The organism is Pseudoalteromonas sp. PS5, from assembly GCF_004103255.1.
GTDB classification, from domain to species: Bacteria; Pseudomonadota; Gammaproteobacteria; order Enterobacterales; family Alteromonadaceae; genus Pseudoalteromonas; species Pseudoalteromonas peptidolytica.
Window position 1 is genome coordinate 15,437 of record NZ_RCSQ01000003.1, and the last position, 14,074, is coordinate 29,510.

Annotated in this window: 12 protein-coding genes; 11 read left to right on the plus strand and 1 reads right to left on the minus strand. The window is 39.4% G+C overall.

What is annotated here, in order from left to right:
• The first annotated feature begins 88 nt into the window (after positions 1 to 88).
• The 8 genes from D9603_RS00300 to D9603_RS00335 all read left to right on the plus strand — a co-directional run bounded on the left by D9603_RS00300 (position 89) and on the right by D9603_RS00335 (position 8,800).
• A complete protein-coding gene (locus D9603_RS00300) occupies positions 89 to 1,051 on the plus strand; it encodes a flagellin (protein ID WP_125252061.1) in 963 nt (320 codons plus the stop codon).
• Positions 1,052 to 1,957: 906 nt separating this feature from the next.
• Positions 1,958 to 2,923 (plus strand): flagellin, encoded by a 966-nt coding sequence (locus D9603_RS00305; RefSeq protein ID WP_128729614.1) that lies wholly within the window; start codon positions 1,958 to 1,960, stop codon positions 2,921 to 2,923.
• A gap of 157 nt (positions 2,924 to 3,080) precedes the next feature.
• Positions 3,081 to 4,043, plus strand: a complete 963-nt coding sequence (locus D9603_RS00310) for a flagellin (RefSeq protein WP_128729615.1) — start codon at positions 3,081 to 3,083, stop codon at positions 4,041 to 4,043.
• A gap of 81 nt (positions 4,044 to 4,124) precedes the next feature.
• Positions 4,125 to 4,535, plus strand: a complete 411-nt coding sequence (locus tag D9603_RS00315) for a flagellar protein FlaG (RefSeq protein WP_128729616.1) — start codon at positions 4,125 to 4,127, stop codon at positions 4,533 to 4,535.
• Between the two features lie 19 nt (positions 4,536 to 4,554).
• Positions 4,555 to 5,970 carry a flagellar filament capping protein FliD gene (gene fliD / locus D9603_RS00320; RefSeq protein ID WP_128729617.1) on the plus strand — a complete coding sequence of 472 codons (1,416 nt, stop codon included), beginning with the start codon at positions 4,555 to 4,557 and terminating at the stop codon, positions 5,968 to 5,970.
• Between the two features lie 17 nt (positions 5,971 to 5,987).
• On the plus strand, positions 5,988 to 6,416 hold the full coding sequence (gene fliS, locus D9603_RS00325; protein ID WP_125252056.1) for a flagellar export chaperone FliS: 429 nt from the start codon (positions 5,988 to 5,990) through the stop codon (positions 6,414 to 6,416).
• Positions 6,406 to 6,705, plus strand: a complete 300-nt coding sequence (locus tag D9603_RS00330; protein WP_128729618.1) for a hypothetical protein — start codon at positions 6,406 to 6,408, stop codon at positions 6,703 to 6,705. The genes fliS and D9603_RS00330 overlap by 11 nt, the downstream gene beginning before the upstream one ends.
• Position 6,706: 1 nt before the next feature.
• Positions 6,707 to 8,800, plus strand: coding sequence for a 6-hydroxymethylpterin diphosphokinase MptE-like protein (locus tag D9603_RS00335; RefSeq protein WP_128729619.1), 2,094 nt, complete (start codon positions 6,707 to 6,709; stop codon positions 8,798 to 8,800).
• Between the two features lie 59 nt (positions 8,801 to 8,859).
• Here the strand turns inward: D9603_RS00335 and D9603_RS00340 are convergent, their stop codons facing one another.
• Positions 8,860 to 10,200, minus strand: a complete 1,341-nt coding sequence (locus tag D9603_RS00340) for a glycosyltransferase family A protein (protein ID WP_128729620.1) — start codon at positions 10,198 to 10,200, stop codon at positions 8,860 to 8,862.
• Between the two features lie 100 nt (positions 10,201 to 10,300).
• On the opposite strand from D9603_RS00340, the gene D9603_RS00345 reads away from it, so the two are divergent.
• The 3 genes from D9603_RS00345 to rfbF are packed head-to-tail and all read left to right on the plus strand — an operon-like array spanning position 10,301 to position 14,073.
• A complete protein-coding gene (locus D9603_RS00345; protein WP_128729621.1) occupies positions 10,301 to 11,581 on the plus strand; it encodes a glycosyltransferase in 1,281 nt (426 codons plus the stop codon).
• Positions 11,571 to 13,280: a hypothetical protein gene (locus tag D9603_RS00350; RefSeq protein WP_128729622.1), complete on the plus strand. Its 1,710-nt coding sequence runs from the start codon at positions 11,571 to 11,573 to the stop codon at positions 13,278 to 13,280. Before D9603_RS00345 ends, D9603_RS00350 begins: the two co-directional genes overlap by 11 nt.
• 22 nt (positions 13,281 to 13,302) lie before the next feature.
• Positions 13,303 to 14,073 carry a glucose-1-phosphate cytidylyltransferase gene (gene rfbF / locus D9603_RS00355; protein WP_128729623.1) on the plus strand — a complete coding sequence of 257 codons (771 nt, stop codon included), beginning with the start codon at positions 13,303 to 13,305 and terminating at the stop codon, positions 14,071 to 14,073.
• Position 14,074: the final 1 nt, after the last annotated feature.

Here is a 14,074-nt window from a genome sequence, read left to right on the forward strand (position 1 = left end):
ACCAAGCCGGAGAGTGAAAAACATTCAAAGGTTGGAAAAGAATCTAAGTTTGAGAGTGAAAGACTCGATTTAAAGTGGGAGAACCATCATGGCACTTTATGTAAATACTAACGTAAGTTCATTGAACGCACAAAGACAATTAATGAATTCTGGTAACTCACTAGATACATCATTCAAGCGTCTATCTTCAGGCTTTCGTATTAACAGCGCAGCTGACGATGCGGCAGGTCTACAAATTTCAGACCGTTTAACATCACAAATTAACGGTCTAAACCAAGGTAATCGTAACGCAAACGACGGCATCTCTCTAGCACAAACTGCAGAAGGTGCAATGGACGAAGTTACCTCAATGTTCCAGCGTATCCGTACGCTAGCACAACAAGCAGCAAACGGCTCTAATACTGACGAAGATAGATTGGCGATTCAAGAAGAGATCCAATCTCTATCAAAAGAAGTAAACCGTGTTGCAGCAGATACAACGTTTGGTGGTCAAAACCTACTTGACGGCTCATATGCTGCTAACTTCCAAGTAGGTGCCGATGCTGTTCAAACAATCAGCTTCAGTATGCAAACTGTAGGCGCGACTACGAACAGCTTAGTGGCAAATGGCGGCTTTACGCTTTCAGGTATCGCAGGTATTGCAAGTGGTGTAACCGGAGCTTCGTTGAGTGCAACTGCCGGAACGATCAGTACTTCTGTTGGGGTTTCAGCGGATGCAACAAGTTTCTCTGGTGTTTTCACTGCATCAGGTATTTCAGTATCGACACAAGCTAATGCGCAAGCAGTAATGGCCGGTATGGATGCTTTGATTGCAGTAGTTGATAAGAAACGTGCTGAGCTTGGTGCGGTACAGAACCGATTCCAGTCAACAATTCGTAACCAGTCGAATATTGCTGAAAACTTATCTGCTGCTAAATCACGTATCAAAGATACAGACTTTGCGCAAGAAACGGCAAACTTAACGAAAATGCAGATCCTTCAACAGGCTAGCCAAACAATCTTGAGTCAGGCTAACCAGCGTCCTCAGGCTGCTTTGAGTCTACTAGGATAAGCATAGGAAGGTAAAGGTGCCTAGGCCGAATGGGGTATTTGCCTAGACACCGAATTGGATGATAAAGCGGAGGAGCTTAAAATCCAACTGCGTTCATTTAAACAATGAACACGTTAAGTAAAGCACATAGTATGCCAACTTTGTGCTGGAAAAATGACACTCACTCTCAAAATTAAAACAAAAGAGGCTCTTGGGCCTCTTTTTTATATAGATAGTTTATTGACGCAAGTTGGGGAGCCCCTGAGAACTGAGTCATCACTAGTAACGCCTTCTTATGCTACTGTTGTAAATTACTCTTTGCGATTGGTCATAGCAGAATTAAAGAAAAATATTATTACTGCTAATCTTCTGATATTTCGCAGTTGAAACTCCTGTATTGATCTAGGTTGTTTGGCAGTACAGCAACGCAATAGAAGTTGCTACAACTACTTTCCTACTTCAACTCGCTCACTCTCTCAACTTATGCTATTGCTCAACTAGGGAGTCTAACTTTTTGATAAATAGTGATTTTTATTGCTGATTTTCGCGCTGGCTGCGTTAAATTCACTTCTAATGGCCAGCTATTAATGCGTAGGATGCAAACACCTTAACGAGAGCAGGACGCGGAAGCGGTGTTTTCCATAAAACTCTCTGGCTAGACAAGGAAAAACTAAGTTATGCTTTAGCAGCAATGAGTTGGAAGACTCCTTATCTAAACCTCAGGTTAGATAATTCCTATCGACTTCACTATTTAGAATACGTATTTTATTGTTGGCCTGCATATTGCTTATATCTTGTCAGAGTTAATTTTGGCGTCAAAGTGGCAATTGGTTGCCTTAGTTGGTTGAACACCCGATGCATAAGTGCCGCTTTGTCATTTAACTATCTATCAATTAGATAATTGATTTGACAAAAAGAGAGTGAGTTATGGCTTTATATGTAAATACTAATGTCAGTGCTATTAACGCACAAAGACAACTAACTAATTCTGGCAATGAACTAGATACTTCTTTTAAACGTTTATCATCAGGTATGCGCATCAATAGTGCGGCAGATGATGCGGCTGGTCTACAAATTTCCGACCGTCTTCAATCACAAATTATGGGTCTGAATCAAGGAAACCGAAATGCTAATGATGGTATTTCTTTGGCACAGACTGCAGAAGGGGCGATGGATGAAATTACGTCGATGTTTCAGCGGATCAGAACGCTTTCACAGCAAGCAGCTAACGGCTCTAACACTGATGAAGACAGGTTAGCGATCCAAGAAGAAATCCAGCAGCTAGCCAAAGAAGTCAACCGTGTTGCCTCCGACACCACGTTTGGTGGTCAAAACTTGCTTGATGGCACATACGCGGCTAACTTCCAAGTTGGCGCTGATGCCGTTCAGACAATAGGCTTTAGTATGCAGTTTGTTGGGGCAACGTCTAATAGTATGGTGTCAAATGGCGGCTTTACTTTGTCAGGTATTGCTGGTATCGCAAGTGGTGTAAGTGGCGCCTCTCTTAGCGCTGTTGCAGGCTCCATTAGTACATCTGTTGGAGTCTCGGCTGATGCGACAAGCTTCGCTGCAGTTTATACAGCATCTGGTATATCTGTATCAACTCAAGCCAATGCTCAAGCGGTAATGGCTGGTATGGATGCGTTAATTGCAGTAGTGGATAAAAAACGTGCCGAATTAGGTGCAGTTCAAAACCGCTTCCAATCTACAATTCGAAACCAAGCGAATATATCTGAGAACTTATCAGCTGCAAAATCTCGAATTAAAGATGCCGATTTTGCTTTAGAAACGGCCAAGCTGACAAAGAACCAGATCCTACAACAGGCAAGTCAGACCATACTCGGCCAGGCTAACCAAAGACCGCAAGCAGCATTGAGCTTACTTCAAGGTTAAAACTGAATAATCAAATTATTTAAAAAAAAGCTAAAGCTTTTTCTTTGTCAGTCGATAGCAGAGTTAGAGAACTATAACTTTAGGACTCTAACTCGTCGAAGCTGAAGGGTAGGGGTATCCCGACGCTTTGATTAAAATTGATAAAGCGGAGGCTATTATGGCTTTATATGTAAATACTAACGTTAGCTCATTAAATGCGCAGCGTCAGTTAATGAACTCTGCGAATTCACTTGATACGTCCTTTAAAAGACTATCTTCAGGTTTTCGTATAAATAGTGCGAAAGATGATGCTGCTGGTATGCAGATATCTAATCGTCTCACAGGTCAAATCAATGGTCTGAATCAGGGCATTCGAAATGCAAATGATGGTATATCATTAGCACAAACAGCCGAAGGTGCGCTAGATGAAACAACACAAATGTTTCAGCGTATTCGCACATTGGCACAGCAGGCTTCTAACGGCTCTAATACTGATGAAGACCGCTTAGCAATACAAGAAGAGATCCAGTCGCTATCTAAAGAAGTGAATAGGGTTGCTGCAGATACCACATTTGGTGGTCAAAACTTGCTTGACGGTAGCTATGATGCAAACTTCCAAGTTGGTGCTGATGCCGTGCAAACGATCAGTTTTAGTATGCAAAATGTGGGTGCTACTACAAATAGCTTGGTTGCTAATGGCGGGTTTACTTTGTCGGGTATAGCTGGTATTGCTAGTGGCGTAACCGGTGCTTCTTTAAGTGCGACAGCGGGAAGCATTAGTACCTCAGTAGGTGCTTCAGCAGATGCAACTAGCTTTTCTGGTGTATTTACTGCCAGTGGTATTTCGGTATCTACACAAGCAAATGCGCAAGCAGTTATGGCTGGTATGGATGCGTTAATCGCAGTAGTTGACAAGAAGCGTGCTGAGCTAGGTGCGGTGCAAAACCGTTTCCAGTCTACGATACGAAATCAATCAAACGTTGCCGAGAATTTGACGGCTGCGCGATCTCGTATTCAAGATACTGACTTTGCACAGGAAACTGCAAATTTAACAAAAATGCAGATTCTCCAGCAAGCAAGTAGTTCAATTCTTAGCCAGGCGAACCAGCGTCCACAAGTGGCGTTATCGTTGTTAGGTTAATGAACAACAGTAGCGTCAAGTTTGTGAATAATTCACGAACTTGACGTATACTGTAAACTAGGTTTATTTCGGAGGTGTGTTGTGAAAGAAATACAAGTTTCAACACATTCGGGGCCAAATGTTTTGCAGCAAAAGCCTGACGAATTGTCAAAAGATGAACGTGGAGCTGAGACGACAAGAGCAGTAGAGCAACTAGAAACAGGGCGAGACACGCACAAAGCTCGTGAAGACGAGCAAAGCAAAGGTAACCTGGTTGCTGAAGTAAAGCAAAATCTTGAAAAAGTAAATCAGTTTATTCCCGTCACATCGACGAATTTACAATTTGAGTTTGATGAAGAGGGCGATCCGCCGATTGTCAAGGTAATAGATTCAGAGAGCAATAAAGTGATCCGCGAGATACCATCAGAGGAGTTTAGGGAAGTGGCTAAAGCATTGGAAGAGTTTGCCGATAAAGTATCTAGTAGAGGTTTGCTGTTCGATGAAACAGCATGAATTATCTTAAGGGGGAGTTATGCCATTAATTACTTCAGCTGGTGTAGGTTCAGGGCTTAACCTTGAAAGCATTATCAAAGCATCGATAGATGCCGAAAATGTTCCTAAAATGCAGGCGTTTACCAAGAAAAAGGAGTCGTTGACTGTAGAACTTTCCTCTATTGGTGAAGTGAAAGGTGCGGTTTCAAAGCTCCAAGATACGATGGAAAAGTTAGCAGACTCAAAAAACTTTGGTAAACGAGTCGCTAATATAAGACAGCCAACTGCGGGAGATATTATAAGCGTAACGCCTACCTCTGATATTTCTACAGGTAACTTTAAAGTCGCAGTCAAGCAACTTGCTGAAGGCAGCCGAGTTGTGTCTGCCGACGCTTCTTTTGATTCTACAGACGCTGTGGTAAGTGCATCGGGAGGAACATTGACCTTCGGTGCGGGTGCAGACAAGGCTTTTACTCTTGATGTGGCGGCTGGTATGACGCTTGCAGAATTACGAGATGCAATAAATTCCTCAGACTCAAATTTCGGTGTGACTGCTAATATTGTTAATACAGGAAACACAAGTGTCGGTTCTAAGTTAGTGCTAACGTCAAACGTTACAGGCGATGGAAATAACTTGACCATCACGTCTGATACAGCTGAACTAGACGCTGTCAGCACATCTCCATTTGCAGGTGGTACAGCTGGTATGACCTCGGTTCAGGACGCGCAAAATGCTGTAATCACTGTAGACGGGTTAGAGGTAACTAGCTCAACAAATACTTTTAAGAATGCCGTACAAGATATGACAATTAAGGCATTGGAAGTGAGTGAAGGCAATGATATTGACGGTTATGAAACCGCAAAATTGAATATCGACTACGACCGCGAATCAGTGACAAAGTTGGTTGATGAGTTTATCGCAAACTACAATAACCTTATAGGTATGATAGGACTGCAAACTAGAGCATCAAAGCCCCTGAATGGTGACTCTTCTATGAGGTCGTTAAGCGACCAGTTAATTACTACGCTGTCATCAGAACTAGTTGATGCTGGGCCGTTTGAATCAATTTTTGATATAGGTATCGGTGTGAAAGATGACGGTTACCTTGAAAAATCATCCCTAGTCCGAAGCTTAAATGAAGCAATGGATGAAAATTTTGATGATATTGGCACGGCATTTGCTGGTGAAAACGGTGTTGCTAAGAAACTTGAAGAGTTGCTTGGCAACTATGCTGATTCCAGTGGTATCTTGAAGCAGAGGCAAAATAGCTTAAATAGCCAGCTTGAAGATTTAAAAGATGATGTTAGCAACCACGAATACAGAATGGAATCGTTGGAAGAAAGTCTCAGAAAGAAATATGCTGGTTTGGATGTTTTAATTGCACAGATGCAACAAACTCAATCTTATCTGGGAGCACAGCTAGCGAATTTACCTGGTTTTACAAAGTCTAAATAAATTTAGGGGCAATGGTTATGTATAATGCTCGAGTAAAAAATTACCAAAGAGAAGCGTTAAAAACGAGAGTTGCAGGGGCTGATCGATATGAGATAATACAGATGTTGATGGCTGGCGCTGTTGAAAAGCTCGTACTTGCGAAAGTATCAATAGAGAAAAAGCAGCTAGAAGCAAAAGCAGAGCATCTGTCAAAAGCGTCGGCAATAATTGAAGCGCTTAGAAGCAGCTTAGATTTTAAAGTTGGTGGTGAGGTGACTGACAACCTCTTCGCTCTTTACTCTTACATGCTTGACAGATTGCTCGACGCGTCAATTAATAACGATCCGGCGTTAGTTGATGAAGTTAGTAGCCTTCTTAAAGAAATAAAGTCTGCTTGGGATGCGATTCCGTCGGAGATCAGACACAAAACAATCGCCGAGAACCAAGACAGTTATAATGTCGGGTAACGTACTAAAGCAGTTATTTGCTCGGCTTGAATTGATCCGAAAAGACATTCAAAATGGGGAGCTGGATAGTGCTTCAAGCTTAGAGTCTTCATTAGCTGAAGACTTGAAGGAGTACATCTCCGAAAAAAGGACGAGAAGTCAAGCTGAAGTTGATGAGCTTAGAATTATCGCTGAGGAATACGGAAAAATAATCAGTGAGGTTGCTGAGCTACAGCACTCTACGCGAAAAGAGTTACTTGAACGCAAGCAAAATAATAAAAAAGTTCTTATCTATAAGCAGTTTCGTTAATATGACCGATGACAAATCCCTAGAAAATCAGATTCAAGAATTATCAGATATCGCTGTCACTTCAATTGAGCAGTCAAGAAGAGAAGCGGAATTTGCAACAGAGGCAAATCGCAGGTTTGCAGATAATTTAAATAGCTTCTCTCAATATTATCCCAGCATTGCACAGGCTATTGAAGAGTATAACGTTGATGAAAATTTTTGCTTACATGTAGAGTCGGATGGTTTCGCTAATATAGACGTTCTGAAAAATAATGCGAGATTTTATTCCAGTGAACCCTCAAAGCAAATTGAGCAGCAAGTCGAAAAAGCGATAGCGGCTCCCGTTTTTACACTCACCGAGTACACGAAAAATAATTCTGACTATAGAGACATGCGGGTGCATGTCCGATATATGAGAGAGCTATCAACGTACCTACAATCGCTTTCAGACGCCGGTGAACCTCGAAAACTAACAAAGCTACCCGAGCACTTTCCAACCGCAATGATATTTGGTGTTGGATTGGGTTACCATATTCCTAAGTTACTCGATCATACATCATTCTCTTATACCTTTATAATTGAACCGGATTTTAAGCTGTTTTTTGCAAGCCTATTCTGTATAGATTGGTCAAAAATAATTAAAGATATAGATTCTAGCGGTGGCTGTTTATTCTTTTATTTAGGTTGTAAACCTGATGAGTTGGTGGGTGAGCTGAAAAAAACAGTTGAAAACATTGGCGCATTTTCAATAGTTAGAAGTTTCTGTTATCAACACTATCCGTTACCTGACATAAATGAAAGTATTGCTAACTTTTTCAAAGATTATTTTCAGTTTCAATTTGGTCATGGATTTTATAACGACGCAGTAACTGGGCTCTCACACTCATATTTTAATGTTGCCAAGGGTGTACCATTTTATGACGCAAAGCGAGCTCCTGTTTCAGAGTTTAAAGATGTCCCTATCATAATCGTTGGCAATGGCCCATCATTGGATGTGTGTCAAGATTTTATCATCAACAATCAAGACAAAGCGATTATATTTGCTTGTGGTACAGCGTTGACTTCATTGTTAAAAATGGGAGTGATGCCTGACTTTCATATTTTAGTTGAACGTCCTTATAGGAACTATCAAGCGGTTCTGGATATGGCTCCAAAAGAGGTATATTCAGAACTCAACTTGCTCGGCGTTAACACTATTTATCCTGATACAGTTGACCTCTACAAGTGGGTAGGCTTTTCCTTAAAAGGAAATGAAGCTGGAACAGATTTTATTAATGTTCAGTTAGCTAAAAAAGGGCATCGAGGCTTATCAACAACCGCATACTCAAACCCATTGGTGTCAAATACTGGTTTATCATATGCCTTACACTTAGGGTTCAAGAATATATATCTTTGCGGTGTTGATAACGGCCGTTCGGTAGATGGCGCTTCACACTCGAAACTAAGTGTCTACAGCGATGAGAATAAGGAAACTCAATTTAAGTACTGGCCGATGAAGCTAGATGGCAGCGCGTTACCTGGCAATTTAGGCGGTATCGTTGAAACTAATCAGACCTATAGAATGTCTAACCGCCAGCTGGAAGACCTAATTTCTATCAAACCTGCGACAATATTTAATATCGGTGATGGTGCTTTAATCAAAGGCACTTTGCCGACAACCGCAAATGATTTGATGGATTTGGATTATCACTTTGATAAGCAAAATATCATTGGGAAAATTAAAGCAGAATTCGAGGATCTAGGATTACAAGGGTTAGGTAATCAGTCTTTAGACAGAGAGCTGACGCTTGAAGTATTCGACCACCTAATTTCAATTGCTAAGGAGAGTGTTAGCACCGTTAACGATGCTTCTAATAACTTGCAACGGCAAGAGCGATATTTATTTGCCTTTAGAAATACTCGCTATAGTCACATTTTTCATATAATTAAAGGATCTTTGCTTTACTATCATTGTCCTATGATCACTCACTTATTTAAGTATGATGACAGCGAAAATTCTTTGGGGATATATAAAGACTTAAATCAGTTATGGATAGCCTATCTAGAAGAGATGAAAGAGCACTGTTCTGCCCAGCTGCTAGAAAAGTGTGACTGGGAGCTATACCATAGAAATTAACAAGGATAGACTTTAGGTAATGCGGCTCTCTCTGAGACCGGCATTACCTAGAGCGTCGTTCATACATAATGTATAATATTTTCTTCCCAGCCGTAGCCAATACAGGATTCATAAATAGCGAAATATGCTGATTTAGAACAAATGATAATGACATCCTCTTTACCTAGCGTCAGAGATTCTGGTTTTATGCAGTTGTGTCCATTAAAGCTAGCAGCTTGAGGGTTCGAATCCACAAGAGCAGTAGGGGCTTTACCAAAAAAGTGAAGTATTTGTATCCATTGTTCACTTGTGGGGCTCACACCCCATAAATAAATGTCTCTAGCTTTAAGGCATCGCATAAGTGCTTCGGCTAGTAAAGGACCATCAAACTTATGTGTGTGTAGTTCAAGGCTTGAAGCTCTGACGGAATAAGTTGGTGGAATAAGGTCTGATGTGGGGGGAGTAGTTGCTGGTAACGCGTCAAAAATAAGGCGCCACCATTTCTTAGCCGACTCGGAGCCACACTTTAGACGGTTTGAAGCTATAATTTTGTAGCGAAAAGTCTTTTCAGATTTATCAGAGAACCGTAGCTTTTTAAGTATAAGCTGGAATTCCGTGAATAATGTTGAGTATTGACCTGATTGTATTGCAAGGTCACATAATCCATTAATGATGCTATTTGATAGTTCTTCATTTGGTTTTTCAATGTGGGCTATTGCCTGTTTTAAGATAAATATGTTTGCACTGAAAGCTTTTTTTTGGTCTGAAGAGCGGCTTTGAGGCCTTTTTTTGTATATTACACCGACATCATGACTAACGATGGTATGTATATTTGAGAACGCGAGTTTTACGTGAAAATCGTAATCTTCAAATGATTCACCTATAGGTCCTTCATGACCAAAACCTCCTATATTCTCAATAGCTGATTTTGGATATAAACCACAATGGAGTGGTGCAATATTACCTTGAAAAATTGCGTCTAAAAAGTTATCAAACTTTGGAGTGCCTTCAATACTCTTCTTCCCAAAAACAGTTCGATAACCAATAAATGAAATAGTGTCACTGCTATTTAGTAGTTGTTTAACTTGGGTCTCTACGCATGTTGGTAGCAACTCATCATCTGAATCTAAGAACTTGAGATATTCCCCTTCACAAAGCTTAACGCCATAATTTCTTGCTTTTGCAACGCCCCGGTTTTTCTGATGAACGAGTTTTACATTAGGAGGATACAATTGAAAATCAATATTGAGTTTAGGCACAGAGCCGTCATCGATAATGATCACTTCTATATTGGTGTATGTCTGCTCAATACAGCTTTGAATTGCATAGTGAACATTTGTAGGATCATTGAAGCATGGTATTATAATGGAAACAAGAGGTTGTTTCTTTAATTGATTTGGAGAATGCTTTAGTTGTTTCATGTATACTCACTATTTCATAAGTCAAAGGTTCGAATATTTAGATTTAAGTATTTTTCATTTGAGCCGATAATAAAATTATATAGTATTACCAACAATATTTATGTCACAACAGTATCCTCAATTCTCGATTGTGTTACCTACAAAAGATAGGCCGGAGCTCGTCCTCCACTGTTTGAAACTTTTGCTGGAGCAAGATTTTCAAAATTATGAAATTATCATATCTGATAACGGCACCATTCCTCTGACCGAAACCAAAGCGCTTTGTGAGCTACTTTCAAACGTAAAAGTCAAATATGTACGCCCAATTAATCGACTCAATATGTGTGAAAACTGGGAATATGCTATACAATTTGCTAAAGGTGAATGGGTAACAATAATATCTGATAAGTTCATGTTTACAAAGCACTTTTTGAAATCGATCTCGAAGCTGGAAAACCTACATAGTTATGACGTCGTAACTTGGCAGTTTGAACATTTCGAGTGCAAAGAAGTAAACAATGAGCGTTTAAATGGTGAGTATCACCCTTTAATGAAGCCTTATAACAGCATTGAGTATTCAGCATCGGAAGAATTAGAGCGGAGATTTGAGTTTTCTCAGCCGCTTTTTTATCGAAAATACCGTAACAGAAACAATTATGGGAAGATATATAGCGGTTTTGTTCGAAGTTCTGTTATAAAAAAAGTAAAAGAAAATTTTGGTTTAATTTTCCCGCCTTGTTCACCTGATTTTACTTCTATGCTAGGGATATTAAATGAAAACCCTAAGTGTCTAGATATAGGGATCAGTTTAATGTTGGTCTTAAATGTTCCAGAATATTCCTATGGAGAGCAAACTAAAAAATCGATCGAAAAATGTATTGAAAGCTCCACCTACTACTTCAGTAGCAAGGAGAAATTCAGAGAGTCAATGCTATTTAAAGGTGTGTGGTTTGGGCATAGCGCCAATATATCAGCCGACTATTTAAGGGTGTCACAGCTGTCACAATATGGATTGCTAAAGCAAGCAGAGATCAATAAAGTTAACTTCTTGGGTTGGGCACTAAAAGAAGCACAGAATATTGATGAACCAGACTCCTGTGAAAAAGAATTATTGCTTTTAGAAATAAATAATCAGCTTAGCAAGTTCAGGGGGTCTCCACGCTTAGAAGATGATGTAGAGGCATGTGAATATGAAATTTATCATAGCGGGTTGATTAAATCTAACGTTCCTGTGAGTAATGTTGCAGCTTCAGAACTCGCTAGTTTACATTGGGAGAAAGGTATAGCAGCACCGAGAAAGAGTGTTTTTGAGAATGGATTATCTATTTACGATGCTATCAAGTATCAACAAGACTATGTCTGTACTTCAGTGAAGATGTTAGGGCTAAAACATGCTTTTTAAAGAAGCTGAAAGCTTTGATATTGGTTTTGTGGTCTTTGACTCACCGGGGCTTGACTTATTTGAATTATTTATCAATGAATTGAGTAAAAATAAAAGCTTTAAAATATTGGTAATAAAAGATTCTGATTTCTCTGATGAAATTGAGCGAAGAAGTAACGTATTTTTTTGTGGCGCAAATGAAAAGTATAAAATTGAAAGGTGCTATTTGATTGTATTTCCAGAATCGAATTTTCCCTTTGAAATTTTAACCTACTACAAAGGTTTCAGAGTCTTATTGCCCCATGGTCCTGATATACCTATTAAGAAGTCTTTAAAAGAATATGGTGGTATATTTGATTTTGACTTCATTCTTGCGATTAGAGAATGGATCCCATTTGATGATTCATTATGGCGAGATTCTATTCCAGTTGAATTAGATTATCGTAATTTTAGAGGGACAAGAATCGTTCCGTTTGGTTCGCCAAAATTAGATTATCTTAAAAGCTCATATGAGGGAGGATCAGATATTATATATCATCTCTCAAACCTTGATATTGAGTGTCAAGAGAAGCTTCAGTACTTACCCTCTATTATAGATTCTTTACTTAAAATTTTTCCAAATAAAAAGTTAGTCTTTAGGCCATTTCCACAAGACTTAGAGCATCCGTTGATAAAAAGCGTACGAGAACGATTTAAGGAACAGAAAAATTTCTTTTTCAGTGACTCAAAAAGCTATATTTATGATTATAAAAATGCTGGTACTTTTATTTGTCACCGTCAATATAGTGAGCATGTATTCTTTGAAGCATCGAACTGCCCAATTGTAGTTTTAGAGCTAGAGGAGTACATAAAAGACCCAAACTATTTGAGTGTTGCAACAAAAAAAGCTAAGCCTCAATTATCAAAACGGCCTTATTTTAACCAAGGAGCATCTGTTGATAGCTTTGTGGACTTTTACCGTCAGCTAAGGGAAAATAGCGGATCAACTCTGAGTGGCTTTCCTACATTTGGTGAGGTCAGCAATACTACGACAGACGAAAGAATTTACGAAGCATATCTCCTCGGAAGTAAGCCATATCACTGGCTAGCCGTTAAGCATTTTCTCATCTTTGGCAATGTACTATCCGTTAAATTAATTCTAGATTCGTTTTCCAAGACAAGTGACTATAATGGCTCAGGCTTACAAAGTTTTTTTTGGTCAAGCAGCTTTGAAATAGTAAAGTCTTGGTTTTTCGTGGATAAAAATAAGAAGTATGAATGTGAACTTTTTGAAATATTAAGCGCGATAGAAAATAGCTATAGTGTGGAGCTTTTAAACACATTAGGCAATGAGCCAGATTCATGGCTTAGTGTGAATACTTTTCAAAGCTTAAATAAAAAGAAAAAAGAAAAAAGCCTATATTTAAGGGGTAATAATGTAGCAGTTGTTAGTCTGGAAGATTTTTTTGAAGAAGTAGACTCTATACAAATATATGGCTCATCAGAATTAGCAGCTGAGGTGATAAAAAAAGCGCCACATCCAAAAAAGGTAGCACGAGTGGTTGATTCTGATCCTAACAAATGCGGAACTCGAGTAGAGGGTGTATTAATTGAGGATGCTTCTTCATTAAATAATAAAGATGGGCCAGTTTTGATTACTTCACTCTCATCCTATGAAGAAATTTTATACTCTGTTTCTAATAACATAAACGAAGAACTAGAGTTTTTCTATTTTAACTAACTGCCTTTGATTGGAGAATATTGTGACTAAAGCTGTTATTTTAGCTGGAGGCCTTGGTACTAGGATTTGCGAGGAGTCACATCTTCGTCCGAAGCCAATGATTATGATAGGAAGTAAACCCATACTATGGCATATAATGAAAATCTATTCAGCCAATGGAATCAATGATTTTATAATATGTTTAGGGTATAAGGGATATATAATTAAAGAATATTTCGCGAACTATTTTCTACATATGTCAGATGTAACATTTGACATGTCTAAAAATGAGATGACAGTTCACCAAAAGCATGCGGAGCCTTGGAAAGTCACTCTAGTCGATACTGGAGACACAAGTATGACTGGTGAGAGATTACGAAGAGTAAAAGATTATGTTGGGGACGATACATTTTGCTTCACATATGGAGATGGCGTTACTGATCTGCCGATTCAAGACACTATCTCGTCTCACAGAAATGCAGGAAAGGTTGCTACAGTTACTGCAATTCAACCCCCAGGACGTTATGGGGCATTGGATGTTGATGGTAGTAAGGTTGTCTCGTTTCAAGAAAAGCCAGCTGGAGATGGAGCTTGGATCAATGGAGGCTTTTTCGTGTTAGAACCAGAAGTGTTTGAGTATTTAGATGGTATAAACGACAGTTTTGAAGATGCTCCTCTGAGAAAGCTGGTAGCAGATGAACAGTTAAACGCCTATAAGCATAAAGGTTTCTGGCATGCAATGGACACATTGAGGGATAAGAATCAGCTAGAAGCGCTGTGGCAATCAAATAAAGCACCCTGGAAGGTTTGGTGAT

Coding starts and splice junctions, on each gene's coding strand:
- D9603_RS00345 (WP_128729621.1), top strand. CDS start 10,301: ATGTCACAACAGTATCCTCAATTCTCGATTGTGTTACCTACAAAAGAT.
- D9603_RS00340 (WP_128729620.1), bottom strand. CDS start 10,200: ATGAAACAACTAAAGCATTCTCCAAATCAATTAAAGAAACAACCTCTT.
- fliS (WP_125252056.1), top strand. CDS start 5,988: ATGTATAATGCTCGAGTAAAAAATTACCAAAGAGAAGCGTTAAAAACG.
- D9603_RS00335 (WP_128729619.1), top strand. CDS start 6,707: ATGACCGATGACAAATCCCTAGAAAATCAGATTCAAGAATTATCAGAT.
- D9603_RS00330 (WP_128729618.1), top strand. CDS start 6,406: ATGTCGGGTAACGTACTAAAGCAGTTATTTGCTCGGCTTGAATTGATC.
- D9603_RS00350 (WP_128729622.1), top strand. CDS start 11,571: ATGCTTTTTAAAGAAGCTGAAAGCTTTGATATTGGTTTTGTGGTCTTT.
- D9603_RS00300 (WP_125252061.1), top strand. CDS start 89: ATGGCACTTTATGTAAATACTAACGTAAGTTCATTGAACGCACAAAGA.
- fliD (WP_128729617.1), top strand. CDS start 4,555: ATGCCATTAATTACTTCAGCTGGTGTAGGTTCAGGGCTTAACCTTGAA.
- D9603_RS00310 (WP_128729615.1), top strand. CDS start 3,081: ATGGCTTTATATGTAAATACTAACGTTAGCTCATTAAATGCGCAGCGT.
- D9603_RS00305 (WP_128729614.1), top strand. CDS start 1,958: ATGGCTTTATATGTAAATACTAATGTCAGTGCTATTAACGCACAAAGA.